Source organism: Streptomyces sp. NPDC004647, from assembly GCF_040609575.1.
Lineage (GTDB): Bacteria > Actinomycetota > Actinomycetes > Streptomycetales > Streptomycetaceae > Streptomyces.
Genome location: NZ_JBEXKU010000060.1, coordinates 1 through 26,994 on the forward strand (window position 1 = coordinate 1; position 26,994 = coordinate 26,994).

Sequence of the window (26,994 nt, forward strand, 5' to 3'; positions counted from 1 at the left end):
ACGCCCCCCCCGCGGGGGGGCGCGGTCTGGTGGGGCGGGCGGCGCGGGGGTGGGCCCCGGTGCCGACCGCGTGCGGGAGATGTGGTTCAGCAGCCCGTCGTCCAGGTGTGGGAGTCGCCCCGGTCGTTGGCGCCGCCGTTGTACCCGACCTCCTGGCCGGGCGTCAGGCAGATGGTCACGCCACCGCCCTGCCAGGCACTCGCATAGACCTTGACGTGGTCCTTGATGCCCGGGCCCGAGATCCCATAGTTGGCCCAGGAGCTGTCCTGGTCGGCGATGTTGCCCTCCCACCAGCCGTCGTCCCCGGTCCAGCCCACTCCGAGACCACCGAAGTCGGCGTCGGTGAACGCGCAGAAGCTGCCGGACCCACAGGGCACGGCTGCCTGCGCCGACGCCGGAACGGCTGCCACGGCACCGCCTGCGGCGAGGACGAGAGCGGCTGCGGTGATGAATGTCTTACGCATGAGAGATGTCCCTTCTTGGTGGTGAGTGAGTACGGCCGTGGCCGACCGCTCAGGCGGCCGTGCGCGGGCGCACTCGCTGAACCCCATGGCCGGTCGCGGCCCGGGGAGTCCGGTGAGGTGACGCAGTTGGCGTCGGAGCGGGGAGGGAGGAGCGGTGATGGGAGGAGCCGGGGTTCCTGGCCGCGGTCCGCGCGGGCCCCGTACGTCCGGGTGGCTCAGCCGGCGTTCCGCGCGGCGATCCGCAGGCCGCGTTCCCGCATCCGCCGGTGTTCGGCGAGCAGTTCGGCGTGCGCGGCCCGTACCTCGGCCCCATGCCGACGCTCCAGCCGCTCACCCGTGCGAGCCAGGCCCGTATTCCCCACACAACGGGCTTCGGCCACGGCGAATTGCCGTTGGAGCCGTTCCGCCTGTTCGGGTGCGAGGGCGCGGGCGCGACGCTGCCAGATGCGCCGCAGCTCATCCGGGTCCTCGGCCTGCTGTACGGGTTGCACGCACTGCGACCAGCGAGCCAGAGCCGTGCTGTACGCGGGATCGTCCGTGACCCGCTGATGCGTCTCGGCGCCCAGGTTGTTCACCGTCACCTGGGTGCGGAACCAACCCTTCTGGTCTCCGTAGAGGGTGCGCTGGGCCTGTGCGAGGCAGCCGTCGCTGTTGGCCTTGATGAGGTGGCCCGTGGCGGTGCGGGCCGACAACTCGCGTTTCCCCGAGCCGAACATGGCGTCGGACAGCTCGCGCTGTCGTGCGGCGGTGTCGGGGCCGGTGTCCGGGCGGTCGCCGGCGCCTTTCCGCAGGTGACCGCTGCGGGCGGTGTCGCCCTGCCGCGAGGACGTCCGGGGCGTGTCCAGGCCGAAGCCGTGCTCGGCGGCCCATGCGGAGTCCTCGATGCCGTACGGGAATTCCCGCTGGGAGGTCCCGGCGCCGTTCTTCGCCCCGCCGGGGCCGGCATTCCCTCCGGGAGCCTGCGGCAGCTTCAGTTCCTTCTCGGCCAGACAGCGCCGGACCAGGGCGGATTCAGCGCCCCTGAGCAAATCGTCCTGCGCCTGCGCGGACCGTGGAACCGGCCGCCTTCCCCGGTCATTGGTGCCGCCGTCCGTGCCGCCCGCACAGCCGGCCGTAGCCGCTGCGCACGCCATCAGCAGCGTCGCCGAAACCATCCTCGCAGCCCGCAATGTGGCCACCCCCTGACCCCGGCCGCACGCTCGCGACCGCCGCCGTCTTCCGACTCCCCCGTCGGCTGATCCCATTACAGATGACGCTTCATCCGCTGTGAACCTGAGATGTCCGAGGGTGCATGGAATTGTACGTTCTCGGTGCCGTCGGGGGCGGGCCCGCGAGTCCGTCGCACGGTGACACAACGTTCGTGACAGGTACGACGTCCCGGTTCGGTACCGGCATCCCCGAGATGAGGAACACGGCGCGGGGCCCAGCGGCCGCGGACTGGCCGCCGTACCGCGGCCGACGGACCGTCAGCCGGTACCGGATCGGGCCACTTCCGCAGCGCTCGGAGGTTCTGCGAACGCTGCGCGGCGCATACGGCCCGGCGCTCGCACGCCGGGCCGTCGGCCCATCGGCACCGCATCACCGGCTGCGGCTACTTCAGCTTGTCCGCCTGCGCCATGACGAGCGCCGCCGGGATCTCGGGCGTCTTGGCGTCCACGAGGTTCGCGGTGTAGAAGGTGGCGATCGTCGACCCGGACCGCATCAGGTGGAACACCAGCGGAACCGACTCGCCCTCGTAATCACCCGTCACCTGATAGGCGAGCACGTCGTCCCCGGCCTTCGGCGCGGGCAGTTCCTTCACCGCCGAGTACTTCGAGGGGCCGTCCTCGCCCTGCGCTGTGAAGCCGGCCGCGCATGCCTTGACCGCCGCGCGCAGGTCTTCGAGCACCTTCGCGGCGTCCTTCTGCTGGTGCGCGGTGAGGAACTCGGTGATGACCGTCTGTCCGGCCTTGCCCTTCGCGGTCAGCTGACGGTAGACCGTCGCGGACGCGGCGGGCTCGGGAGTGCCGCTGATCACCGCGGTCAGCGGCCGGCACTCGGCCTTGCCGGCCTTCTCCCCGCCGGGAGGGGCGTCGGCCAGCGTTGTGACGGCGAAGCCCTTCGCGTCACCCTCGGACAGAGCGGCCTTGTCGAGTTCCTGTTCGGACAGCGTCCGGCCGCCGTTCGCGCTGCCCTTCGCCGGAGACTCGGGGGCCGGGGCAGCGGGCGGCTTCGAGGCGCCTTCCTGCTTGGCTTTGTCCGTCTTGTCCGCGTCCTCGGACGACGCTCCGCCGCACGCAGCGGTGAAGCCCAACGCCATCACAGCCGCGACCGTCGCCATGCGCCGTCTCGTACGTGTTCTCGTACGCGCCCTCATCGTGGAACCACTCCTGACCTGTTCAATTCTCACCACCGGCACGCGGCACGCGGCGCCGACTGTCCGTCGCACGCTAACAACAGCGTTCACTTCCGCCTCATAAGAAACACGGCCTGTCGCCGCGACGACACGATCCGCCGTCACCGGTCCGCCGGATGCCGGTCAGGAGGCGCCGAGGCCACCGAGCAGCAGGCCCAGGAGGGTTCCGAAGACCATGAACGGGCCGAACGGCATGGCCGACTTCCGGTCCGCGCGCCGCAGCAGCATCAGACCGGCTCCGTAGAGCGCGCCGAGGAAAAAGCCCGCGAGGGCGCCTACGAGGAGTACAGCCCAGCCGTACCAGCCGAGTGCGATCCCCAGGCTGAGCGCCAGTTTGACGTCGCCGAAGCCCATGCCGTCCGGATTGATCAGGAAGAGCACGCCATAGACGGCGGCGAGGACGAGGCCGGCCGCCAGCGCCCGCGGCCACGATCCCGCATGGCCGGGCAGCAGCGCGGCCACCGCGAGGAGCAGCGCGGCAGCGGCGGCCAGGGGAAGGGTCAGCACATCGGGCAGCCGGTGCACGCCGCCGTCGACCAGGGCGAGTACGACCGCGGCGGGCGTGAGGAGCAGCCATACGGCCAGTTCCGGACTGGGTCCCACGGCTGCGGCGAGCACCGCGCACAGCAGGGCGGTGATGACGGGGGCGGTCGCCCTTCGTGGCCCGTACCAGCGGACTTCGCGGGGCGGTTCAGGCGCCCCGGCCGGTCTGGCGCGCGTGGCACGGGCCGGTCCTGCCTCGGCGACAGCCTGTGCTGTGTCCTCGGCGGGTGCGGCGTCGGCCGGTGCGGCGCCGAAAGTTGGCGGATCGGCCGGTGGGTCGGCCGGTGCGGCGTCAGCCGGTGCGGCGTCAGCCGGTGCGGCATCGGCCGGTGGCGGAGCGGCCGGTGCGGCGCAGCGGGCCAGGCCGAGCCAGCCCCTCGCGGGTCCTGTGAGTGGATGCCCGTCGGGGCAAGCGGTGCGCCACTGTTCCCCGGGGTCGACGGCCAGCCGATAGGCGACCCGCGGCACGAGCAGACCGCTGAGCGCGCCGTATCCGGCGGCGAGAAGGGTCAGCAAGAGATGCACGGCCCGACCCTACGGGGAGCGGGAGCCGCTCATCATGGGCCCAGGGACCCCATTGCGGGGACACAACGCGCCCTGTGCTCGCGCCGGATGAACACCGAGAACCTGGTCCCCGCCGGCGCGCTGGTCCTGTTCACCGAGGCGTACCGAGTTCGCGCGGCCGGATCATCGCGGTGTGGGTGACGACGCCCTTTGTGATCGGGGCGCTCGGCCTGCTGCTGCTCATGCTTCCTGGTGCGACGATGGCCGGTGCACAGCCCGGGGTGGCGGCGAACCCGAGAGTCAGGACTTTCCGATGTCTTCGGCCCACACCTGCGGATAGCGCGTTTGAAACTCTTTCATGAGGTCTTGGCAGCGGGGATCGTTGAGCAGAATGACTTCCACGCCGCGCGATTCGAAAGCCGCAAGATTCCCTGTAAAGGTAATGTCCTCTCCAACGACAAGGCGTTTGATACCGAAGAGAAGAATGGCTCCGGTGCACATCTCGCACGGAGACAGGGTGGTGTAGAGAGTCACCCCGTCATACGAACTCCGTCGCCCCGCATTTCGCAGACAGGACATCTCCCCATGGGCGATCGGGTCGTCGCGCTGCACACGCTCATTTCGACCTACAGAGATCAAGGAATCTTGGTACCGAAGTGCGGAACCTACAGGAACGCCCCCTTCGGCAAGCCCGAGGCGGGCTTCCTCAAGGGCCGCTTCGAAGCAATTCCTGTCCACTTCCGGGAGGGTAGTCATGGCACCATTCCATCATAGGCTGCTTCAGTGTTCAATCATTACGGTTTCTGACGCCGCGCAGAACCCGGCCGTTTCAAGGCACCCTCCTCTCGAGGACAATACCAAGCAACAGCAGGACGGTGGCCAGTTGAGCCACCATCCAGGCTATCCGGTAGCCGATGGTTCTTCTGTTTCGGATGGCCAGAAGTGTGAGGAACAGTTCGTCGGACCGTTCCAGGTCGGAAGTGTCCGTCCAGTGAACCCATATGACCGTGAGACACAGACCGGCCGCTATGCAGCTGGAGGCGAGGGCGGAGAACACCAGGACGCTCCCTGTGCTCACTTCCCTGGAAAAGATTGACAGCGAGATGGACGCGGCAGCCATCAAAATACCGACATAGGTGAGAAGAGCTTGCGCTTTCGAGTCCAGAATGCTTAAGCACGAGTAGAGATACCCGTGCTCGAATGCGTCGTCTTCCTTGGGCTGAAGGTTCCGGAGCGCCCTGAGATGGCGAGGTCCGTCTACTTCGGTATAGACACCTTCGAATAACCACGGGAACAACATTCGAAATCTGCTCACTCTTCCCCCTGGTCGGCGAGCTTGTGCCACCTGTGTGAGCGTAGCCGCCTGGTGTGCCGCCGTCCACGGGCCGGGCAAAGGAGCCCCAGCCGTTACCCCGTGCAGGTAAGCAGTTCACTCATCGCCGGCTGCCGCCGCGACTCCATGAGCATGTGGTGTAAACGGCGCTTGCCGCGTCGTACCCTCCGAGTTCATTCAGAAGAACCGTTCGCTGCGGCTACCGCGTCGGTTCCGGGTAGAAGTCGCGCGGGCGGCCCGTGGAGTCCTTGAGTCGGCCGAGCAGGCTCGACGGGTATTCGATCGCCCAGTAACTCAGCGCCGCGACCGGCACGGCCACCAGCAGCACGATCGCTGCGGCCAGGGGGAAGCCCGCCTGGCCCGCCGGTAGCAGTCCGGTTTTGGAGAGCTCGAGCAGGATCGGTTCGTGCCAGATGAAGAGGCTGTAGCTGATCAAGCCGGTGCCGGTGAGCCAGCGTGCCTGCAACAGCCCGTGCCAGCGGCCCCGTTGACGGACGTGGACCGTGCTGAAGAGCAGTACGGTCCACAGCAGGCTCGCCATCGGGTGGAAGAACGTCGACGCCGCGTTCTCCGGATGCGTGGTGAGCAACGACAGCCCGTACAGGCCCGCCAGCGCTGCCGCCCGCAGGGCCATCGCGGACCGGGAGCCCAGGCGGGCCCGTTGGTCGAGGGCGACCGTCAGCACGGCCAGTCCCATGCCTGCCGCGAACCCGCCGAAGCGGGCCTGCGGGCCGAAGTACACCGGCCAGTCGGTGTGCGGCACCTCGAGCACGTAGTGGGCAAAGGCGGTCCAGACGAGCGGCACGGCGTACAGCAGCAGGCAGCCCCCGGCGCACACGGCCACTCGCGCGCTCCTCAGGCGGAACGACCGGCAGGCTCGTGCCGCGAGTGGCCCGAGCACGACGAGGACGGCGTAGAACAGCACCTCCAGCGACAAGGACCAGGTGGGACCGATGGTGTAGAAGATCTGCCGCTTGTCGAAGACATGCGTGAACGTCAGATGCTCCACGAGGTCGAGCCAGTTGCCGGGCAGCGTCGGATTGCGAATCGCCCACACGACGAGGACCGCGAGGAAGTACAGCGGCACGATCCGGATCGCGCGACGGAAGAGGAAGAGCCGGGCCGGCCGGGCCGCGCCCCCGTCGATCGCCACGCGCGCGTACGTCAGGGTCAGGAGATACGCGGACATCACGAAGAAGAAGTCGATCACCTCGAGGGAGATCAGCGCCCCCACGAACGGGTTGTCCACCGGCGGGTGGGAGCCGTCGGCGTCGTACCGGAAGTACTGCTGCCAGACGTGGAAGACGACCGTGCTGAGCGCGGCGAGGCCTCGGAAGCCTTCGATCTCACGGGCACGGCTGCGGGCAGGCGCCCCCTCCGGCGGATGCTGCGGGAGGCCGGTGGTGTTCGTGGGATGGGTCGGTTCCTTGGGCCGGGTCGGCGTGGGGTGGGACAGCGTGGGATGGGACGGCGCAGTGCTCACGGTCCGTCCACCGCCTTCGTCGCGGCTCGGGGCGTGACCCGCCATTGCCGATCCCCCAACGCCTCCTTCAGGCAGGCGTGCCGAGCCAGCATGTTCTTGAAGTGGGTGTAGAAGAAGGTCGACACCAGCACGTACCGCCAGAACCATCCGCGGCGCCGCCGCAGTTCCGGTACGGCCAACCGCCAGGCGAATGCCGCCTGCACCAGGCCCGCGGACACCGTGAACAGCATGGCCAGCAGGCAGATCGGCACCGCCCAGTCGAGATTGTCGGGGCCCCCCGCCTTCCACGCCGAGTACATCAGGATGGGCAGGATCTGCAGCGCCAGCCACGGCTGCGCCTCCCGCCAGCCGAGCAGCACGAACAGCCCCGCCTTCTGGCGGAGCGTGAAGGCCGGGGAACGCAGCGCGCTCCACAGGTGCTTGAGCGAGACCTGGAGCCAGCCCTGTGCCCAGCGCGACCGCTGGTTCCACAGCGACTTCAGCGTGGTGGGCGCCAGTTCTCGCGAGATCAGCGTGCGGTCCATGGTGATCCGTGCGCCTTCGCTCAGCGCGCGCAGGCTGGAGTCGATGTCCTCGGTCAGCATCGATCCGTGCATCCGGGTCCGCGCGAGGAGGTCGGTCCGCCAGAACCCGTTCGAGCCGCCGAACACCCCGAATCCGTACAGCCGGGTCCGGCCCGGATGGCTCACGGCGTAGATCGTCTCGAACTCCACGCCCACCAGCTTCGAGACCCATGAACTGTCGCCGTTGCGGATCACGCAGTGGCCCTGGACGACGTCGTAGCCGTTCGACAACCAGTGCCAGGCGTGCTGGAACGCGTTCGGGGCCGGGTGGTGATCGGCGTCGAAGATGCCGACCACCTCACCGTGTACCCGCGTGACCGCGGCGTTGATGTTCTGGGCCTTCGAGGTGCTGCCCTCGACCGGGAGCAGCACCAGCCGCGGGTCGCGGCGCGCGAGCTCACGGAGGGTGTCCTCGACGGGCAGCGGGTGCGGCGTGTTGTACGCCAGCACGATCTCCAGGTCGTTCGGGTATTCCAGGCGGAGGAAGGACTCGACCGTTTCGACGATGGTCGCGGCCTCGTTCGGCAGGTACGCGGCGATGACCGCGCTGGCCGGTGGATACGGCTGCGCGGGACTGTCGGGCCTCGGTACGGCATCGAGCGAGAACAGGCACTCCAGCACGATCAGTCCCGCGGACAGCAGGAGTCCGGCGACCACGACCCAGTACATGGACGAGCCGATGTCCCAGCCCATCTCGTACGTCTGCTGGTACAGCACGAACGGCACGCCCACGCCGAGCAGGAGCACCATCAGCGGGGCCAGTGCCGGCAGCAGGGAGCGGACCGCCGCACCGACCGCCGCACCGAGGGGATTTCGCCGGCCGGGTGTGCCGCGCATCCACGGCGCGTACATGACCGGACGCAGATCCCGGTGGCCGAGCGCCTCGGCACTCGCGTCCCGGGCCTTCTCCACGGCCTGCGTGTGGTCGGCGCACTCGGCCAGCGGAGTCCATCCGATCGCCGGGGTCAGCCGGACGTTCTCGTCGGCGACGACGAACCGGGTGCCGGCCACCGTGTGCGCGAACTTCTCGAGGCTGCGGCGCGCCGTCTCCTCGTCGACGCCCGGCATCAGCATGAGCAGCCGGCCGTCGTCGTCCCGGCCGAGCCGGTCGCAGACGCTGCCCAGTCGCTCCGCGATTCCGGCGAGCCGCTCGGCGACCTCGCGGCGCACGCGTGGTCCCAGCCGGGATTCCAGGGCGCCCATCTCGGCCACGCCGACCACGGTCATGACGCCTCCGCGCCGGCCGGCTTCGGGGCGCTGCATTTCCCGGTCGAGTTCGTCGAGGAAGTGCGGCTGCGAGTAGAGGCCGGTACGCGGGTCGAGCAGCAGGTTCTCGACCGGCACGGGGACCCGGCGCAGCTTGGCCTCTATTCGCGCGGACAGCTCGGCGGTGGCGGATGCGGCCGGTATGCAGTCGTCCGCCCCGTGCCGCAGCATGTCCACGACATCGGCCGAGCCGGGGTCGGCGGCGACCATGAGCAGCGGCAGCGCCCGGCCCGCGGGGGCGGCACGGACCTCGCGGATGACGTCGAGCGCGTCCCGCTCGTCGTCCAGGGCGACGATGGCGTCCGGAGGAGCCTGCTGGACCTGGAGGTTCACTTGCCCGGGGGCGGCATGGCTCACGTCGTGCCCGGTCGCGAGCAGGGTCTGCGTCAGCTGCTCGAGCCTCGGTCCCGGCGTACCGACCGCCAGTACGCGTCCGCCGGTCGGGGGTGTGCCGTCACCGGTTGTGGGTGTGCCGTGTCGAGGGTCGGGAGCCGTCAGGGTCGCGTTCGGTGAGCTGTGGTGGTGCGTAGTGAGCACCTGGGGAGTTCCTTCCTTGCGGGGGGGGCGGCGTACGACAGCCGGTCGGGACACCACGGTGCGGGTCGCCCGGCCCGGGCTTGGGCCGCCGCGGGCGTCGAACGGCGCTGCGGGCAGCTCAGAAGATCTGTGCTGCACCGGTGTTGGCGCGTTTCACGGCGCGCAAGCGCCCAGGGGCAGGGCTTTCCGTGGGCAGGACTTCCCGGGTGCTCCTGCCGCGGCGTGGCGGCGCGTGCCGAAGTCCCGCGTGGTCACCCGTAGAGCCGGCTGAACCGCCGAAAGTGTCGGGTTCGTCAGGTCGTCGGGTTCGTCGGGTTCGTCCAGCGAAAGCACCAGGTCCGGTGCGGATGCGCCGGAGCCCGGCAGGCCTAGCCCGTCGAGGGTCCGGTTCTTCGACAGGGCGTACGGGGTGCCGGGCAGGTTGAACGGGATGCGGCGCGTGGAGTTGCCGGGCTGGAGCGGCGGGAAGAGGCGCAACGCTCTCCGCCGTCAAAGGCGCCGACGGCGCCGCAGTGGGGGCCGCGGTCAACAGCCTCCGGGCACGGCGCTCTTGGGACGTACTCGATGGTGACCGCTTCGGCTGCGGGCCGCTCCGGCGGGCGAGCGGTAACGCCACCCCTCGCCGCACGGAGCTCGGCGGGTCTTTTCGAACCGGCCCCGAGGGCCGATAAGCCGCTCGATCGCGAGGAGTCCGAGCGGGCTATGAGCAACAAGGCATGTGGGGACTGCCCTTCCGCGAACCGCCCGAACTCCCGGGCGCGCGCGGCCGTCAGCCCCCGGAACACGCGCGCGTGTTCCGGCAGGTTCCGCATGTATGTGGTCCCATCCTGGTCGGATTGTGGGGGGAGGACCGGAATTCGTGATGAAGGCTCACTGGCCGCTGTGGCAGCGACTGTCAGCACCGTCAGCCTCGTTGATCACTGTGACGTTGACCCTACTTGCGCGTAACACGACGGTTAAGCCTGGCCATTCAGCTGTGATGAGGTCTCCCGGCGGTCGCTCGCCACGCCGCGCCACGCGGCGGGTGTCCCGCGATGTGACGCAAAGGTCCCGCCCATTGGGGACTCATTGTCAGACCTCGGGCCTAAACTTGTGGGCATGTCCGACATCCCTGGCTCTGGTTCCATACGGTCCGCTGCTGACCTGGTCAACGAGCAGATCCGTGCGCTGTGGGCGCATACGGGGGGAGGCCGGTTATCGGTGGAGGAACGCCGTGAGTACGAGCGGCTGGTCGTCCAATGGGCGGAGGCCATGCGCTCGGAGGTCGTTGAAGCGGCGTGAACTTGCCGGCATCCGCGACTCAGGGGCGACGCGGCCGAGACCGGCGGCAGCGGAGCCTTACACGTACCGTCAGACCGCAAGCGGCACCTGCTCGCCCTCTGCCGGGCTCTGGTAGTGCGACCAGATCTGGTTCAGCTCGTGCTGGTAGTAGAGCGGGTACAGACCGGCGACGAACATGAGGATCAGCCCGATCCACGGGTTGCAGGTGGGCTGTATCCCGGCCGCCTGCTGCATCCGGGCAATGCGCTGACCGGTGTTGAAGACGGAGATGAACGGCGGAATGATCAAGATCCAGCCGAGGGCGATGGCCACCACGGCCATCGCCGGGTTGACCTCGATCCGCCGATCGAATTCCTGGGCTTCGCGATTCACCTTGTAGTACCAGACCAGGTGATAGATCCCCAGCGTGATCAGCGGCCAGATCAGCCAGACGAGAAAGATGTTGCGGTATTTGCCTGCGCGACCGGTCATGGAGGCCTCCCTGCCCGGTGGAGACGGATGTTCAGGGACCGCGCAGAGGCCCTGCGGTACGGGTGGCGGCCCACACCCGGTTGATCGTGCCCTCGTCACGCGAGGAACCTGCGGATCCGCTGCTCCCGGAACGGACTCCTCACTCTCCTCACTCCCAGTGCACCACGACCGGCCGGAACGCGCGCGACGGTGGAGTTCTCCGCCCATGCGCGCTGCGCGCAGCGGAGGACGGCGGACAGCAGAGGCGGGCAGCGGACGGCGTTCCCGGCAGCAACGAGGCCGGACAGGGCCGGATGCCGAATGACGGCCGCGCGTAGCGCATCGCTCCAGACGTGCGGCCGACCTCGCGCAGCACCTCGAACGCGCCCTGGCCGGAGATCCGTTCCCCAGGACGTGTCCTGGCTGCGCTGCGTGCGCCTGCCGTCCGGGGGCACGCGCCTCGCGTCGGACCGCGATTGTCAGTGGCCCCTGCCATTCTGAAATTGCCCAAGGAAGCCGTCCACCCGCGCTTGTCCGACGGGCGGGCACCGCCATGAGAAAACGCCGGAGGATCACCCCATGCTGACCACCACGTACGTCCCGGGCGCCCCGAACTGGCTCGACATCGGCACCCCCGACGTCGAAGCGACCACCGCTTTCTACGGCGCTCTGTTCGGCTGGGAATTCCAGTCAGCGGGCCCGGACGCGGGAGGCTACGGATTCTTCAAGCTCGACGGGAAAACCGTCGCCGCCGCCGGCCCGCTCACCGAAGAAGGCGCGGAGTCCGCCTGGACTCTGTACTTCCACACCGCTGACGCCGACGCCACCGCCAAGGCGGTCGAACAGGCCGGGGGAACCGTCCGCTTCCAGCCGGACGACGTCTTCACGGCCGGCCGGATGGCTGGTTTCACCGACCCCACCGGCGCCCAGTTCGCCGTCTGGCAGCCCGGCGACACCAAGGGGCTGGAGACGGTCACCGTCCCGAACACGCTGTGCTGGACCGAGCTGTACACGACAGACGCGGCTGCGGCGAAGGACTTCTACCATTCGATCTTCAGCTGGGATCTCGAGGAGGCTCCGGTCCCCGGCATGAACTACACCGTCGTCGCTCCGTCCGGTGGCGGGCCGGAGGCCCAGCACGGCGGCATCATGCAGCTCCCTGCGGAGAACCTGGAAGCGGGGACGACGTCGGGCTGGCATCCGTACATCGAGGTGACGGACTGCGACGCGACGGTCGCCGCGGCCGCTCGGCACGGCGCGACGGTGATCATCCCGGCCATGGATGCGCAGGGGATCGGGCGTCTGGCCATGTTCACCGACCCGTTCGGAGCGCGCTTCGCCGTGATCACCAGCGCCACTGAATGACCCGAGGCCGCTCCCGCCCCGCTCCCCCGGTCGCCCTGCCGACCCCTCCCCCGGTCGCCCTGCCGACCGGTTACCCGGTTTGCCCTGCCGACCGGTCATGCGGTCGCCCGGTCATGCGGTCGTGCGGTCATGCGGTCGGCACGCCGGACCAGCGACGGTCAGGAAGGAAGAGGGCCCCGCTCACCTGGCCTCCCGAAGGCGAGCCCATGGGATCCGCACCGTGCATCGGCATCGCGCCCATGCTTCGCCGGCTCACCAGGCCTCACCCAGGGACCTCACCCGGGCGTCGCCGGGGTCTCACCTGTCCTCCCCGGGGTCTCGCGACGCCGTGCCGCGTGCCCCGGGGAGGCCCCGGTGGCGCTCTGTCCACAGCCCGACGCCCCGCCGATCGGATCCTCCTAGACTGTCCGGATGACTGCCCTCGACAACGGTTCCGAGATGAGCGACAGCCCCGCGATGAGCCACGCCTCGCGGGTCCTGGGCCGCGTCTTCGGCTACGACTCGTTCCGGGGAGGCCAGCAGGAGATCATCGACCACATGGCCGCCGGTGGCGACGCGCTCGTGCTGATGCCGACCGGCGGCGGCAAGTCGCTGTGCTACCAGATCCCCGCGCTCGTACGGGAGGGTGTCGGCGTCGTCGTCTCGCCGCTCATCGCGCTGATGCAGGACCAGGTCGACGCCCTGAGAGCGCTCGGTGTCCGGGCCGGGTTCCTCAACTCCACGCAGGACCTCGACGAGCGCCGCATGGTCGAGGCCGAGTTCCTCGCGGGCGAGCTGGACCTGCTCTACCTGGCACCCGAGCGGCTGCGGGTCGAGTCGACGCTGAGGCTCCTCGACCGCGGCACGATCTCGCTGTTCGCCATCGACGAGGCACACTGCGTGGCCCAGTGGGGCCATGACTTCCGCCCCGACTACCTCGCGCTGTCCGCCCTGCACGAACGCTGGCCCGCCGTGCCCCGTATCGCGCTGACGGCGACCGCCACCGAGGCCACCCACGACGAGATCGCGGCACGGCTGAACCTGAAGGACGCCCGCCATTTCGTGGCGAGCTTCGACCGCCCGAACATCCAGTACCGCATCGAGCCGAAGAACGAGCCGAAGCGGCAGCTGCTGGAACTGCTGCGCAAAGAGCACTCCGGCGACGCGGGCATCGTCTACTGCCTGTCCCGGGCCTCCGTGGAGAAGACCGCGGAGTTCCTGGTGCAGAGCGGGATCGAGGCGCTGCCGTACCACGCGGGGCTCGACGCACGGACCCGCGCCGCGAACCAGGCGCGCTTCCTGCGCGAGGACGGCGTGGTCATGGTCGCGACGATCGCGTTCGGCATGGGCATCGACAAGCCCGATGTGCGCTTCGTCGCCCACCTCGACCTGCCCAAGTCCGTCGAGGGCTACTACCAGGAGACCGGCCGCGCCGGACGCGACGGCCTGCCCTCCACCGCCTGGCTGGCCTACGGTCTCCAGGACGTCGTGCAGCAGCGCAAGATGATCGAGACCTCCGAGGGCGACGAGCTCCACCGCCGCCGCCTCGGCGCCCACCTCGACGCGATGCTGGCGCTCTGCGAGACGGTCGAATGCCGCCGGGTATCGCTGCTCGCCTACTTCGGCGAGCACAGCACCGCATGCGGCAACTGCGACACCTGTCTGTCACCTCCGGAGTCGTGGGACGGCACGATCCCGGCGCAGAAGGTCCTCTCCACCGTGCTGCGGCTCGTACGCGAACGGCGCCAGAAGTTCGGCGCGGGCCAGATCATCGACATCCTGCTCGGCAAGAAGACGGCCAAGGTCATCCAGCACGACCACGACGCGCTGACCGTATTCGGCATCGGCACCGAGCTGACCGCTGCGGAGTGGCGCGGCGTGGTACGCCAGCTGCTGGCCCAGGGCCTCCTCACCGTCGAGGGCGACTACGGCACTCTGGTGCTCAACGACGCGAGTACCGGGGTGCTGAGCCGTGAGCGCGAGGTCCTGCTCCGTCGCGAGCCCGAGCGGCGGGCGGCACCGGCCGCCAAGGCCACCAAGTCCCGCCGCGCCGCGCCCGTCGAACTGCCCGACGAGGCGGTGCCGGTGTTCGAGCGGCTCCGCGCCTGGCGGGCGGCCACCGCGAAGGAGCAGGGCGTGCCCGCGTACGTGATCTTCCACGACGCGACCCTGCGCGAGATCGCGACCGCCTCACCATCGGCCCTGGCCGACCTCGGCACCGTGAACGGTGTCGGAGAGAACAAGCTGGCGAAGTACGGGCAGCAGATCCTGGACATCCTCACCGACGAGCCGAACGAGCCGAGCGAGCCGAACGAGCCGGAAGGCGATGTATCCGAAGGTGAATGAACGGACCCCGCTGAAGCTCTCCGAACTGCCGTCGAACTGCGGTGTCCCAGGAGCTGGTTGGGGCAGGCGGGGGCTCGGTTGCGACCCGAGGCCCGGCGCCGTTACGACGCCTGGCAGGTGACCTTCATCTGCCCCGCGGCGTGGTGCGCGTACGTCGGGCCGTGGTCGTTCCAGTCCTGGCCGCGGTCGAGCATCCGCACCGCGATACGGCCGTCATCGACCGGATACGTGCCCGCGTCGACGAGACGGCCGCGGTTGGCGCTCTGGTTGATGTAGAAGGACGCGTACGTGGTGTCCTGGTCGTCCGGGCCGGACAGCACCTCGTACACCGTGGGGCTGCCCGCCACATCGCGGTCACCGTCACCGTTGGGCACATACACCGCGACCGTGCACTCCTCGGAGTCATCGCCCACCGACCACCACCACAGCACGCGGTTGTGGCCGTCTTGCGTATCGCTGCCCGACATGGGAACGGCGGCGAAGGAGGTGTCGCACGAACCGCCTCCGTAGCCACCTGTGCTGACGTTGTACCAGCCCTCGATGCCGTCGTCGTACCGGCCGTCCTCGTCGTAACCGCCGCCCGCGGGTGACGAACAGCCGTGGCCCGCCCATGCGGAGTACGTGACCGGGTCCGGGTCGGCGGGCTTCTTCGGCGGCTTCGGGCGGGGAGAGTCCTTGTCGTGCGAGGGCTCGTCCGAGCGGCTCGGCGACGAGGACGAGCTGGGCGGCCTCTCCTCGGGATCGATCGGCTCGCCCGTCGGCAGGATCAGCGTCGGCTTCGGCGCATCACGTATTTCCGTGTCCGCCGCCTGGTCCGTCCGGGAATCCGAGCCGGAGGGGAAGGACGACGCGATGATCAACCCCATGCCGACCAGACCGGACACCGCGAGGACGGCGCCCACCAGAATGCCCGCCTGCCGGCGGCGCGAGAACGTCGTCCAACGGCCGTACAGAGTCTCCCGGACGATCCACGGCTCGGGACTGCTGCGCCCCGCCAACGGCGACCCGGACGGCCGTGGCCTGACGAAACGGCAGACGCACGGCCTGCCTGACAGCGATCTCTCGTGCCCGCCGCACTGCTCACACGCCATGGAAGATTTCCTCGGGTACGCATCGCCGACATGCGGGACCACTATGCATGAGGCTGCTATTCATAGGTAGGGGTGCGGTGTGAAGAATCCCAGGTGAGTGCGTGGGAACGCACCGACAAGGGGTCAGCCGCCCTTCAAGACCTTTCGCAGACTCCTGTCCAGAGCGGTGGCGACCGTGTCCTTTCCGGGGTCCCCCTCCAGCATCTTGTGCACCTTGGTCTGTACGAGCTCCGTGAACGCCGCGTAGTACGGAGTCACGGGCCGTGTCCGGGCGTTGCCGAGGGCCGCCTTCAACTCATCGGTGTATTCGGGAAGTCCGTCCGCTCCTTTCTCCGCAACCTGACCGGGGTCCTCGTCCTCGCCGCCCTCCTCATCCTTTCCACCCGAATCGCCCCCCGACGAACCGGCCTCCGACGAACCGCCGCCCGCCGAACCGCTGTCCGGCAGGGAGCACGCGGGGCCGCCCGGCTCATAGGACTCCCTCAGCACCGGCGCGAAGCCCGCGTCCAGCAGACAGCGCTGCTGCGCAGGCCGTACGAGGTACCGGAGCAGTCGACGGGCGTCGGCGGAATGGTCGCTGCTCTCGGTGATCGCGAGGTTCTGCCCGCCGAGCACCGACCCGGCCCGCCCCACCAGTACGGGCAGCGGCACCACCCCGAACTTGCCCTTGACCTTCGAGCCCTCCGCCGACAGCACGTTGTAGACATAGGGCCAGTTGCGCATGAACGCGACTTCCTCGTCCCGGAACATCTCCAGCGTGTCGCGCTCGTCGGCCGTAATGCTCTCCTTCGGCATGACCTCGTTGTAACGCTCGACGAGATCGCTCAGCCCCTGCTGGGTCTCGGGGGACCTTGCCCGCACCTCGCCCTCGCTGTCCACGAGTTCGCCGCCGTGCGCCCAGACCGCCTCCTGGGCGTTGACCGTCAGCCCTTCGTAGGAGTCGAGCTGGGTCGCATAACCCTTGGGAAAGGTCTGCTCGACCTGGTTCTCGTCCTCCACCTCGGCGGCGAGGGTGTTCAACTCGCCCCAGCTGGTCGGCGGCTGCCAGTTCTCGTCCTTCCAGATGTCGTTGCGGTAGTAGAGCAGGGCGGCATCCGTGTTGAACGGGACGGCCCAGGTCTCACCGCCGAGCCGGGCCGTCTCGGCCACCTGAGGCCACATCCCCTCGGGGAGGCTCCAGTCGAGGGGCCTGATCAGCTTGCCCGCGGCGAACTCCGCCGTCCATGCCACATCGATGTTCACCACGTCGTAGTCGGCGCTGCCCGACTGGAGCTCGGCCACCAGCTGGCTGCGTGCGTTGTCCGCGGCGGCGGGCAGTTTGACGATCTCGACCCGTACATCCGGCTGCGCGGCGTCCCATGCCTCGATCAGCCGCTGCCGTACCGGGCCCTGCGATACGTCCGAGGCCGTCGCCACGCGCAGCACCCGCTCGTCCCCCGCCGGCGGCTCGGGGTCCGGGGCCCCGTCACCGCCCGAGGTGCAGGCCGTGCAGAGCAGAAGCAGGGCGGCCCCCGCGACGGAGGACGTACGACCACGGGTACGGGTACGGGTACGACGACGGATAGGGACAGGGATAGGGATAGGGCTTCCGCTACGGCTACGGCTACGGCTACGGCTACGGCTACGGCGCTTCATCGCTCATGCCCCCCTGCACCTGGTTCGCCACTTGCTCCGCCAGCTTTTCGGCGGCCCGGTCCGGCCGCCCCGAGTAGCAGCCCGCTTTGTCCGGATTCTCGAACCGGCGGATCTGCGACGTGCAGCCGTCCAGCCGTACGGACAGGACGAGCACCCGAGTGCTGCGCTCCCGCCGCTGCTCCCTGTCCAACTCCGGGGCCGCCGCCTTGCCGCTGCTGCCCTGGGGCCGGTTGTCGCCATCGGTGATCAGCACGATCAGCGGCCGGGTGTCGTCGCGCGTCTCGCGCAGCGCGCGCGTGAGGACTTCGTGGACCGCCGCGCCCTTGGCCACCATCGGCTTCTTGGCGAGGGAGTCCGCCCAGGCCAGTGCCCCCGCCCGCTCGCCTCCCGGGGTGCCGCGCTCGACCTCCGTCCGGGCGTGGCTGGGCTGCCGCACCGACTTCGGATAGGACCAGATGCCGTAGGAGTCCTGGGGCCCGAGGCGCTGTATCGACTGACGCAGCGCGGCCTGAGCCATGGCGGCCTTCCCGCCCTCCGCCATCGAGCCGGAGACATCCACCAGGAAGAGCACCTGCCCCGGCTTGCGAGTCTTCGTGTACTGCGCCACGACGGTATCGGCGGTCCGGCCGTCGGCCTCTCCGGTCACCACCACCGCGTCTCGCAGAACTCCGGTGCTCGCGGCATCCGTCCAGACGCCTGAGTTCGGCCGGACGGGCTCACCGCCGCCGCCGATACCGCGCACGATGCCGTTCAGAAAGGCCCCGCTGCCTTCCCCGGTCAGCCACACGTGGAACTGGCGGATCGCCTCCGACCGCCGGTCGCGGTCGAGCGTCCCCTTCCAGCGGACCTCGGCCACCGGCATGTCGAGCGCGGGCACTCCCTGCGGGTAGTACGCGAGGAGCCGGGACTGCGCGTCGGCGGGCTTGCTGTTGGCGCACGCCGAACCCTCACGCTTGCCGAGGTTGAAGTCCGCGACGGCCTTCTCCGAGACCAGAGCGGCCGCCTGGCCGAGGTGCGGGCCCTCCGCCGAGGGGTCGGCGAGGGCGCAGAGCAGACTGTCGGCGTCCGGGGCGGGTACGGCATCGGTGCCCTGCTGCACCTGCGCCTCCACCCAGTCGGCGTCGCGGGCCTGGCCGCCCTCGAACTGGCCGTCGCGCACCTCGTACAGACCGACGGTGTGCTGCAGGCCTGTGCCGGAGGTGGCGGGATCGGGTCGCAGCAACGGCATGCGGGGCGCGACCTTCCGCATGGCGGCCAGCAGTTCGTTCCAGGTGCTGCCGGTGCGCTGTACGCGGTGTGCCGTCAGTTTTTCCTCCAGCGCGGCGGGGATCGCGAGCACCAGCGGTGAATAGCCCGCCGAACCCAGCCTCTCGATGTCGACCGGACCGGGTGCGCGTTTCAGCTGGGCCTGGATACGGCTGAGTTCGGTGCTCGACCCGGTCACGAGGAGGTCCGGCTGCGGTCCGACGTCCTGCAGCGGATCGAGGCAGGTCGCGGACTTCTTCTCCACGGTGGGCCGCTGCTGCGCGGCAGCCGGGGATCCGGTGGGGCAGGGCTCGGCGGACGTGCCCGGGACGGTGCTCAGGGGTGTGCCGGTACCGTTGTCGCGCCGGCCCGCCCAGGCGGTGGTCGCACCGAAGGCGTCGACGGTCTCGTTTGCCCCGGCTGCGAAGACGGTGAAGTTCGCGCGGCGGCAGCCGGCCGGGGCGTCGTCCTGCTTGCCGAGCGGCTTGCGGTTGGCATCGTCGGTCATGTATTCGGCGACGGCCCGCGAGACGGCGGCCCGGGTCTCGAGGCCGGTCATCAACCGGAGCTCCAGCGGGGGCCGGCAGCCCGACCTGCCGCCGCCGTCGAGGAGTACGTACGCCCCGAGGCCGATGGCGAGGAGCAGGGCGACACCGCCCGCCAGCGCGGGCTTCCATCGGTCGGTGAGCCACCGCGGGAGCCGCGGGAGCCCCGGCGGCCGGAGGAACTGCGGGAGCCGCGGGGGCCATGGGGACCGCGACTCGTACGGCGGCCTACCGTCGTCCGGCGGCCTGCCAGCGTCCGTGTCGCGGCCGGAGTCGGGATCGACCACCGTGCGCCTGACGGGCGGCGGCACGGGAGCGTGCGACACCGGGGGGTCATAACGGGCGATGACGATGTCCGGGCCGTCCCCGCTGCTGCCGCCCTTCGGCCCCCATCCGTCGCCGAATTCCGCCGGCCAGTGCGGGGTCGCCGCATGCAGACGGTCGTACAGGCCCTGCATCGTCAGATCGCCGGAGCCCTGCCCGACCGACTCCATGGCCGAGATGATCTCGTGGGTGAAGCGGCTGCGTGGCGCACCCCGAGCCGCCATCGCCCCTTTGCCCGCGCCCTGGCCCGCGCCCTCCTGGCCCGCGCCCCTCTTGCCCGCGCCCTCCTTGCCCGCGCCCTCCTGGCCCGCGCCCGGGTCTGCGCCCGTGCCCGAGCCCGGCTCCGCGCCCGGGTCTGCGCCCGCGCCCGAGCCCGGCTCCGCGCCCGCCTCCGCGACATGCACACCCGCCGACGGCTGGGTCTTGGTCGGCAGCGCGGAGCCCAGGATGTAGTGCCCGCTCTCCCCCACCCCGCCCCCCTCTGCCGCCAGACCGGAGTTGCAGCAGTCGAGGATGAACACCGCTCGCTTGACGTGCTTGGCGGGGAGCGTCTCCAGCACATGGGTCCAGGCGACCGCCGTCCCCACGAGGTTGACGTCGAGATCCGCGTCCCGTGTCATCAGATACAGCTGATTGTCGAAGGGGTCGCGGTAACCGTGGCCCACGAAGTAGAAGATCAGCAGGTCCGAGGTCTGCTGGGCGACCCGCTTCAACTCTCGGAGCCATTCACCCCGGCTGGGGGACCGCAGGACGGTGACCGCGTCGTACGGGACTATCCCGCGCGCCTTGTCGGACAGCGCGGAGCGCAGATCGTCCAGGTTCCGGTCGACGTAGTCCAGCGGCTCGAAGCCGCCCTCCGCCACGCTGGGCACACCGACGAGGAATGCCCGGGAACCGTTCCGCTCGGGTACGTGCGCAGGCACGGCTCAGGCACCACCGGTCGTGCCGGCCTCCAGCTCCGCCCGGATCCGATCGATGAGATCGGGGACGTTCTCGCCGGTGAGCTCGCTCTCGGTGATCCGCACCGCCGACCGGCCCGGCACCTGCACCTTCACGACCGTACGGCTGCCCTGGCTCAGCCGCACCCTGCTGCGCAGCCAGCCCGTCAGCGCGCTGACCAGGGCCCGTACCGGATCGGCCAGCGCCGTACCCGCCAGGTGCGCGGAGAGCGCCACGACGAGATCCTCGAGCGCTCCCGCCCTGCCCGGTGCGGGTAACGCCGTGAACGTCCAGTACCGGGTGAAGGACTCCTCGTCGTTCAGCCACCCGGCGATGCCCAGCAGCTCCTTGCTCTGGTCCGCACTGCCCTCGACACTGATCCGGATATCCACTGACGCCGCCCCGCCCCTCGGCTCCGCGCCCCCGTCGGCGCACACAATCCGTTACCCCCGCATGACGCACTGCCAATTGTGGTGGTTCCGGAGGCGGTTGGCCAGCGATTGACCCAGAGGCCTGTCCGGTGGCGTACGGACCCCGGGGCTTCAGCCCACGTCGGGGCAGGGCGTTCCGCGCGGCAGCTGGTACGGCGCCGCGATCCGGTACGTGCCCGGCTGCGGCGCGTGCAGCAGGGTCCACTCGTCCTCCGGCTCCCCCGCCACCGCCTCCTGGGACTGCTTGGTCAGACAGCCGTGGCGGTTCAGGAAGCCGTCACCGGACGGGTACGTCTCCGGCGGCTCGACGCCCTTGCCGTCGGCGTCGACCAGGCCGAGCCAGGGCGAGTACGGGATACGGATGAGGACCGGGCCCGCGGTCCTCACGGTGACGACCAGCTCGCCGGCGTCGGCCCGGGTCACCGTGGCGGGCGGGTCGGCCATCGGCGTCGGGCGGGACACCCGGTACAGCTTCCAGTTGGCATCCGACCACACCCGCTTCAGATAGGGCTGGCCCGCCTCGATCAGCTTCGCCTCGTCCACTCCCGCGGTGTCCGGATCGTCCTTCGGCAGCACCACGTAGCGCACCGCCCAGCGCTTCAGCCAGGCGTGGTAGCTGTCCGGGGTGAGCAGATTCTCCTCGTAGAAGATCGGATTGCGCTCGCGGTCGGCCTGCCGGTTCCAGCCGCGGGCCAGGTTGACGTACGGGCTGAGCGCGGAGGCCTCGCGGTGGCTGCGGGCCGGGACCACCTCGACCCGGCCGCGTTCGGCGTCGACCCGCTGCAGCCGGTCGACCAGCGGCGCCAGTTCCCTCGCCCAGGACGCGGCGGGGGTGGTGTTGATGACGTCGTCGACGGTCTTGGAGGTCTGCCAGCCGGTGACGGTCGCCAGCGCGATGCACAGCACGATCCAGCGACGGGAGCGGCGGGGCGTCCAGGGCAGCGCGACCACGAAGACGACACCGGCGAAGACGAGCGCGAGGCGGGTGATGTTGCTGCCGATCTGCGAATCGACGATCCAGGCGAGGAGCACGCCCAGGCCGTAGAGGGCGGCCGAGATCCGCACCGTCCGCCACTCCTTGGGCACCAGTGGCAGCGCGGCGGCGGCGCACAGGAACGGCGGCACCACGGACCCGACGCTCATCGGCTGCGTGCCGGAGAAGGGGAACAGCCAGGCGGAGATACCGACGACGACCACCGGCGCGACACCGAGCGCGTAGGCCGCGGGACGGCGTCCGTCCAGGAACAGCGCGGCGGCCACGATCCCGAGGAAGAGCCCCGCCACCGGGCTGCCGGCGGTCGCCAGCGCGGCGAGCAGCGCGGCCGCGCCGGCCCGGCCGTACATCCGGTAGCGGGTGCGCCAGAAGGGATCGCGCGGCCAGGAGAAGACGAGGGCGACGGCGCCCAGCGCGAACATGGTGCCCAGGCCGAAGGTCACCCGCCCGGAGACGGCGTTGCAGGTGAGCGCGAAGGCGCCCGCGAGAGCCGGGGGCAGGGGGTTCTTGACGCCGCCGCTGCGCGCGAGGATCAACGCGAGCAGGGCGCAGGAAACGGTCCCGGCGATCATCATCGTCGTCCGCACCCCGAGGACATGCATGAGATACGGCGAGACGACGCTGTACGAGACGGGGTGCATGCCGCCGTACCAGGCGAGGTTGTACGCGGAGTCGGGGTGGCGGCCGACGAACTCCGCCCAGGCGTCCTGGGCGGCCAGGTCGCCACCGCTGTTCGCGAACAGCATGACCCAGATGACGTGCAGGGCCGCGGCGACGACGAGGGTCACGAGGACGGGGTGAGTTGCGAGCCGACGCGACTGGCGCGCAGGAGTGCCATCCGCGTCCGTCGCCCAGTCGGCCCCGGTCCCGGTCCCGACGGCCGGGTGAGGCATCGTGACGCCGGATCCGGCATCCCTCCGGGACCGGGCGAGCACGGCTAACCGGCCCTCGACGCCGCCACCGTCATCGGCGCGCGTCGGATCCACAGTGGCAGCCGCGACTCCCCCCGGCTCAGGGGACGGCAGGGCGCATCGCTCGCACAACGGAGGCCGCAGGTTCGAACGATGCCGGGTACACGCCGCCGCAACGCGCTGATCCGGTCAGGCGCCTGGGCGTCGTCTGTGGGGCGGCTCATCACGCGCCAGGTGCCCGGTGGTCCACGCTCTCTTCCGTGCTCTCTTCCGTCGCTTGATCGTTCGCCTCCGGGGGCAGGAGCACGACCGCGTCGCCACGGGCAACACCGGCCGCGGACGTAACGCGGCCACAGCCCGCCTTGACGAGGTACTTCGGCATGCCTGTGCCCTCCCGGAATCATCGCTTCGCCCAGAAGCATCCAGGTATGTCCGACCAATCTGCTCGACGCTACGCCCGTTCGGCGGCAAAGACAGCCGCCGAACGGGCGACGCAGCGGCCGGGACGGAGCACCGCGTGAGGTCCACGGGCCCTGATGTGTGAGGGGGCGGAAGGGCTGACGCATCGCCCCGGGTGAAGCCCTGAGATCAACAGCGGCCGGGGCGTGCGTACACGGTTATCTCCGCTCCTGTGACCTCTCGCGTGCTGCACTTCTCGAAGTGGGCACGCAGAGTGGACCGCTTCACCGCCTCCCGGGCGGTCTCGTCGAACGGTTCCCCCGTCGGGTCGTGGACCGCGACGATGCGTCGGGAGTCCAGCATGCGGGCGCGAATCCGGTCGGCGGATATCTCCGTGCCGTACAGGGTGTGGGAGGCGACCGGGTCCTGGTCCAGGGCGAGGTCGGTCAGCCCGCGGAACTCGTACGCATGGACCAGTGTCCACACCCGCCGCCTGGACGGCATGAAGAGCAGGCCGTCACCGGCCGCGGATGACTCCCGCACGGTGTGGGCGACGGCTGTGACGTCATCGACACGGCTCTGCGGACTCCGCAGAAAGACCCCCGCGCCCAGCAGCACGACCACCGTCGCCGTCAGGGACACTGCCCGTCGCAGCAGTCGCGCACGCGACGGACCGCTGCGGTCGCGCAGACGCAGCCGGCCCAAGGCCCGGTCCAGCGCCGCTCCCGCGGGCAGCGCGAAGCCGACGACGTAGTAGAGGACATAGCGGTCCACGTACAGCGGCTTGATGATCGACACCAGCAAGAGCGCGACGGTGGGGACGATCAGCAGCGGCAGGGCGAGCATCCGCAGCGTGACCGGGCCCTTCGCCGAGACCTGGGTCCGAGCGGACACGATGCCCAGGAGAGCGAGCACGACGAAGCCCAGCAGCTCGATCGGGTCGGGGCCACCTATCCAGTCGACCTGCGCCGACTGCCGCATGCTGAAGGCGGCGAGGGGGATCAAGCCGACGACCGCGCATCCGGCTGCCACGCCCCAGCCTCGTACGGCCGCCCGCGGAACACCGGCGAGCAGCAGGGTCGTTCCGTGCGCCAAGAGCACCAGTATCGCCAACTCGTGTAGCAGAGAAGCGGTCAGCACCAGGGCGGCATAACCAGCCCACAGCCACCTGCACGGCCGGGAGGCGCCTCGCACCAGCAGACAGGTGGCCCAGGTGACGAGTGCGCACACCAGCGCGTACGAGCGTCCCTCCTGCGCGTACCGCTGCACCACGGGCACCAAGGGGAAGGCGAGCCCCGCCAGCAGCCCGGCCCGCGGCCCGGCGAGCCGGAGACCGAGCAGCCCGACCCCGGCGGCTGCCGCGGCCATCGCCAGCACCGAAGGCAGCCGCAAGGTGACGAGGCCACCGTCGAAGAGGGCGAAGAGCGCGTGCATGAGGACGTAGTACAGGCCGTGCACCGCGTCGATGTTCTCCAGTGTGCGCCACAGGTCGGGCAGACTACGGTGCGCCATCTCGTACGTCACGGCCTCGTCCCGCCAGCTGCTGCCCTCACGGCGTATCCCCCAGAGCCCCAGCACGAGCGACACCGTCAGAGGCGCCAGGACGGCCATGAGCCGCGGCATTCGCGCGAACGGTAAGGAGGCAGGGGTCGCGTGAGCCTTCTCCGCGAGTGTGATGACGGACTCCGTTCATGAACGGGACAAGTGATTCATGTCGTGGAGTCCAGCAGCCGTCGCACGATGGCCGACCCCCTCCTGCCTTGTCACACTATCGTCCGACCGTTCGACGGCGGGCTGAATACAGCGGCACCGGCCGCCGGGCAAGCCTGCCATCGCCGATCTCCCTCACCACGTAAGTGACCCTTTGCAAGGGTGAACCTCTGGGCCGGGAGCCTTCGCAGGGCCACGGAACGGGAGGCCCCGGCCACGCCCGCGGCGGAGAATCCAGCCGAGCGTCGCTCTTCCGAAGCGCCCGCCCGACCCGCCAAGTGACAGTTTTCACAGTCGAGTTGGAGGCATCGCGAACGCCTGAGGAATCGGCTGCGGGCGCGACGCGCCGCTTCGAAAACTTGTAGCAAATGACGCACTCCGAACACTACGGTCTTGATCATGAGATTCACGATCATTCAGCTGCCGGCCGCCACGCATCGAGAGCTCAGGCCCCGGATGCGTCGGACGCCGACCGCGCTACGTGATACACGCTGGACCCGCCGGACGTCAGGAGAGCGATGACCATGACATCCACAGGTGCTGTACGCGGAGACCGAACCGACGACTTACTCACGCTCTCGCAACTCTCCAACCGGCCCGACGCGGTCCGCGCCATCCTCGACTGGCTCGCTCGCCGGGCAGCGGGAACCGTCGCGCTGCTGAGTGCCGACGGAGGTGTGCTGGACCCACCGCGCGGCGGCGGTCGCCTCTCCGGCACCCTCCTGGCCACCGCCGCCACCGCAGTGGCCGACCTGCACCGGCGTGGCGCACGCTGCGCCGTCCTCGACGGCGACGGTTTCGACATCATGCATGTCGTCTCACTCGACACAGCCGGGAAGGCCCACAAGGCCCGCGAGGCGACCGCGGCCGCAACGGTCGGGGCGCCCCCGCACGCCGGGGACCACGCTCCCTACCTCGTCCTCATCAGCCCTGCGGAAAGCCGGCACGGCGTTCTGCTCGACGACACCTCGCGTGCGCTCAATCTGTGTTGGCGCGTCGAGAAGGCCGAACGCACCTACAGCCGGATCAAGTTCGCCGAAAACCAGCGCCGCGACGCCGTCCACCGCCTCCTCATGGCCGGCGATGTCTCTGCCGCACGACAGGTCGCCGCGACGCTGGGCGCCCAATTGCCGGGGGTCGCCCGTGTCCACGTGGTGGAGTGCCCCACCCCCTACCGACGGAACGAGATCGCGGAGCAGGTCGTCCGTTCGACACACGGCCGAGCGTGGGCCGTGCGCTGCCCCGTCCGCCGCAACCACCTCGTTGTCCTCGTACCGGCCGGCCCGGACCACGGACCCGACGCGTCCGCCGACCTGCTCGCGGAATCGATCACCGAGGAGTTCCCCGAGTGCCGGGTCGGGGTGAGCGGTGAAGTCACGCTGCACGAGACATCAACCGGTCAAGAGCAGGCTCTCCATGCTCTGGGGGTGGCGCGCAACACTCCTACCAACTACGCCTGCTTCGATGGTAGTACCGTCCTCGCGCCCCTCCTGGGCTCCCAAGGGCACCGCTGGGCCCAGGAGTTACTGCGGCACTGCCATACCTACACCCCGGCACGTCGGTCCGATCCCGACGCCGAGGAACTGCTGACCACACTCGACGCATGGCTCACTTTCGGCAGTGCGGCGGCCAAGCGCCAGCTCAAGATCCACCGCAACACCCTCACCGCCCGCGTGCACCTTCTCAATGACCTGCTCGGCCTGGACCTCACCCGGATCGACTCCCAGTCCGCTACCTGGCTGGCACTGCGTCTGCACATCGCGCAGAGACATCGGTCACCGGCCGGATCCGGCATGACGCAGCTGGCCGTTCCTCTCAACTTGCCGAGGAGTGCCGACCACGCCTCAACACTCAATCGGCTCTTGGCCACCGGCACCGCGAAGCTCTGGGCACGATCCCAGCTCCGCCCCCTCGATCGTGCCGACCTGCCGGCCGGTGTCGAAACGGTGCGGGCTTGGCTGCGCGCCGACGCCAGGCTCTCTGCAACGGCCACCACACTCGGTATCTCCCTTGCCGGCGCCCGTAAGCGGCTGCTGAGGGCCGAGGAAACGCTGAATTGTTCGCTCCTTCAGCCGCCGAGTGCGAAGTACGAATTGTGGCTCGCCATGCGCACACTTGGCGCAATCTGAACCACTTCATGATCTACACGACCGGTCACTGTCCATCGGACAACCGGCGCGAGCCTTCGCTGTGCAACTTGTTCCTGGCCACTCCACTTCGCCACATCTAGAGTCATGGACATGCCCGAAGGTGCCGAAGCT

20 protein-coding genes are annotated in these 26,994 nt (G+C 69.8%); 4 read left to right on the forward strand and 16 right to left on the reverse strand.

Going from position 1 to position 26,994, the window contains the following annotated elements:
* Positions 1-86 precede the first annotated feature (86 nt).
* From ABZW18_RS24250 to ABZW18_RS24290, 9 genes are all read right to left on the reverse strand, one after another.
* The gene (locus tag ABZW18_RS24250; protein WP_356190870.1) at positions 87-464 is read right to left on the reverse strand and encodes a peptidase inhibitor family I36 protein; all 378 of its coding nucleotides are present in this window, start codon (positions 462-464) and stop codon (positions 87-89) included.
* Between the two features lie 215 nt (positions 465-679).
* Entirely contained in the window at positions 680-1,618 is a 939-nt protein-coding gene (locus ABZW18_RS24255; protein WP_356190872.1) for a hypothetical protein, read from the reverse strand.
* Positions 1,619-2,055: 437 nt separating this feature from the next.
* Positions 2,056-2,784, reverse strand: coding sequence for a hypothetical protein (locus ABZW18_RS24260; protein WP_356190875.1), 729 nt, complete (start codon positions 2,782-2,784; stop codon positions 2,056-2,058).
* 198 nt (positions 2,785-2,982) lie between these two features.
* Positions 2,983-3,927, reverse strand: coding sequence for an A24 family peptidase (locus ABZW18_RS24265; RefSeq protein ID WP_356190878.1), 945 nt, complete (start codon positions 3,925-3,927; stop codon positions 2,983-2,985).
* A gap of 279 nt (positions 3,928-4,206) precedes the next feature.
* Entirely contained in the window at positions 4,207-4,662 is a 456-nt protein-coding gene (locus tag ABZW18_RS24270; protein WP_356190881.1) for a nucleoside deaminase, read from the reverse strand.
* Between the two features lie 73 nt (positions 4,663-4,735).
* Positions 4,736-5,221: a hypothetical protein gene (locus tag ABZW18_RS24275; protein ID WP_356190883.1), complete on the reverse strand. Its 486-nt coding sequence runs from the start codon at positions 5,219-5,221 to the stop codon at positions 4,736-4,738.
* A gap of 217 nt (positions 5,222-5,438) precedes the next feature.
* On the reverse strand, positions 5,439-6,722 hold the full coding sequence (locus tag ABZW18_RS24280; RefSeq protein WP_356190885.1) for an acyltransferase: 1,284 nt from the start codon (positions 6,720-6,722) through the stop codon (positions 5,439-5,441).
* Positions 6,719-9,088, reverse strand: a complete 2,370-nt coding sequence (locus ABZW18_RS24285) for a glycosyltransferase (RefSeq protein ID WP_356190887.1) — start codon at positions 9,086-9,088, stop codon at positions 6,719-6,721. The genes ABZW18_RS24280 and ABZW18_RS24285 overlap by 4 nt, the downstream gene beginning before the upstream one ends.
* A gap of 153 nt (positions 9,089-9,241) precedes the next feature.
* The gene (locus ABZW18_RS24290; protein WP_356190890.1) at positions 9,242-9,565 is read right to left on the reverse strand and encodes a hypothetical protein; all 324 of its coding nucleotides are present in this window, start codon (positions 9,563-9,565) and stop codon (positions 9,242-9,244) included.
* A gap of 621 nt (positions 9,566-10,186) precedes the next feature.
* Here ABZW18_RS24290 and ABZW18_RS24295 point away from each other — a divergent pair.
* A complete protein-coding gene (locus ABZW18_RS24295; RefSeq protein WP_356190892.1) occupies positions 10,187-10,369 on the forward strand; it encodes a hypothetical protein in 183 nt (60 codons plus the stop codon).
* A gap of 69 nt (positions 10,370-10,438) precedes the next feature.
* Here ABZW18_RS24295 and ABZW18_RS24300 read toward each other — a convergent pair whose 3' ends face one another.
* The gene (locus ABZW18_RS24300) at positions 10,439-10,840 is read right to left on the reverse strand and encodes a DUF4234 domain-containing protein (protein WP_356190894.1); all 402 of its coding nucleotides are present in this window, start codon (positions 10,838-10,840) and stop codon (positions 10,439-10,441) included.
* Positions 10,841-11,398: 558 nt separating this feature from the next.
* Between ABZW18_RS24300 and ABZW18_RS24305 the strand changes: the two genes are divergently transcribed.
* Complete coding sequence (locus ABZW18_RS24305; protein ID WP_356190897.1) at positions 11,399-12,184, forward strand: VOC family protein; 786 nt, start codon at positions 11,399-11,401, stop codon at positions 12,182-12,184.
* Between the two features lie 456 nt (positions 12,185-12,640).
* Positions 12,641-14,509: a DNA helicase RecQ gene (gene recQ, locus ABZW18_RS24310; RefSeq protein WP_356190942.1), complete on the forward strand. Its 1,869-nt coding sequence runs from the start codon at positions 12,641-12,643 to the stop codon at positions 14,507-14,509.
* Positions 14,510-14,610: 101 nt separating this feature from the next.
* Here the strand turns inward: recQ and ABZW18_RS24315 are convergent, their stop codons facing one another.
* The 6 genes from ABZW18_RS24315 to ABZW18_RS24340 all read right to left on the reverse strand — a co-directional run bounded on the left by ABZW18_RS24315 (position 14,611) and on the right by ABZW18_RS24340 (position 24,646).
* Positions 14,611-15,507 carry an adhesin gene (locus ABZW18_RS24315; RefSeq protein ID WP_356190900.1) on the reverse strand — a complete coding sequence of 299 codons (897 nt, stop codon included), beginning with the start codon at positions 15,505-15,507 and terminating at the stop codon, positions 14,611-14,613.
* 216 nt (positions 15,508-15,723) lie between these two features.
* Complete coding sequence (locus ABZW18_RS24320) at positions 15,724-17,016, reverse strand: extracellular solute-binding protein (RefSeq protein ID WP_356190902.1); 1,293 nt, start codon at positions 17,014-17,016, stop codon at positions 15,724-15,726.
* A gap of 205 nt (positions 17,017-17,221) precedes the next feature.
* Entirely contained in the window at positions 17,222-20,272 is a 3,051-nt protein-coding gene (locus ABZW18_RS24325; protein WP_356190904.1) for a caspase family protein, read from the reverse strand.
* A gap of 3 nt (positions 20,273-20,275) precedes the next feature.
* Positions 20,276-20,680, reverse strand: coding sequence for a hypothetical protein (locus ABZW18_RS24330; protein WP_356190906.1), 405 nt, complete (start codon positions 20,678-20,680; stop codon positions 20,276-20,278).
* 150 nt (positions 20,681-20,830) lie between these two features.
* The gene (locus ABZW18_RS24335; protein WP_356190944.1) at positions 20,831-22,459 is read right to left on the reverse strand and encodes an MFS transporter; all 1,629 of its coding nucleotides are present in this window, start codon (positions 22,457-22,459) and stop codon (positions 20,831-20,833) included.
* A 753-nt stretch (positions 22,460-23,212) separates the two neighbouring features.
* Positions 23,213-24,646, reverse strand: a complete 1,434-nt coding sequence (locus ABZW18_RS24340) for a glycosyltransferase family 39 protein (RefSeq protein ID WP_356190909.1) — start codon at positions 24,644-24,646, stop codon at positions 23,213-23,215.
* 611 nt (positions 24,647-25,257) lie between these two features.
* Between ABZW18_RS24340 and ABZW18_RS24345 the strand changes: the two genes are divergently transcribed.
* Entirely contained in the window at positions 25,258-26,862 is a 1,605-nt protein-coding gene (locus ABZW18_RS24345; protein ID WP_356190911.1) for a helix-turn-helix domain-containing protein, read from the forward strand.
* Positions 26,863-26,994: the final 132 nt, after the last annotated feature.

What these genes read in the sequence shown, in the direction of transcription:
- ABZW18_RS24250 (WP_356190870.1), bottom strand. Translation starts at nt 464, where the DNA reads ATGCGTAAGACATTCATCACCGCAGCCGCTCTCGTCCTCGCCGCAGGC.
- ABZW18_RS24255 (WP_356190872.1), bottom strand. Translation starts at nt 1,618, where the DNA reads ATGGTTTCGGCGACGCTGCTGATGGCGTGCGCAGCGGCTACGGCCGGC.
- ABZW18_RS24260 (WP_356190875.1), bottom strand. Translation starts at nt 2,784, where the DNA reads ATGGCGACGGTCGCGGCTGTGATGGCGTTGGGCTTCACCGCTGCGTGC.
- ABZW18_RS24270 (WP_356190881.1), bottom strand. Translation starts at nt 4,662, where the DNA reads ATGACTACCCTCCCGGAAGTGGACAGGAATTGCTTCGAAGCGGCCCTT.
- ABZW18_RS24295 (WP_356190892.1), top strand. Translation starts at nt 10,187, where the DNA reads ATGTCCGACATCCCTGGCTCTGGTTCCATACGGTCCGCTGCTGACCTG.
- ABZW18_RS24300 (WP_356190894.1), bottom strand. Translation starts at nt 10,840, where the DNA reads ATGACCGGTCGCGCAGGCAAATACCGCAACATCTTTCTCGTCTGGCTG.
- ABZW18_RS24305 (WP_356190897.1), top strand. Translation starts at nt 11,399, where the DNA reads ATGCTGACCACCACGTACGTCCCGGGCGCCCCGAACTGGCTCGACATC.
- recQ (WP_356190942.1), top strand. Translation starts at nt 12,641, where the DNA reads ATGAGCCACGCCTCGCGGGTCCTGGGCCGCGTCTTCGGCTACGACTCG.
- ABZW18_RS24335 (WP_356190944.1), bottom strand. Translation starts at nt 22,459, where the DNA reads ATGCTGTTCGCGAACAGCGGTGGCGACCTGGCCGCCCAGGACGCCTGG.
- ABZW18_RS24340 (WP_356190909.1), bottom strand. Translation starts at nt 24,646, where the DNA reads ATGCCGCGGCTCATGGCCGTCCTGGCGCCTCTGACGGTGTCGCTCGTG.
- ABZW18_RS24345 (WP_356190911.1), top strand. Translation starts at nt 25,258, where the DNA reads ATGACATCCACAGGTGCTGTACGCGGAGACCGAACCGACGACTTACTC.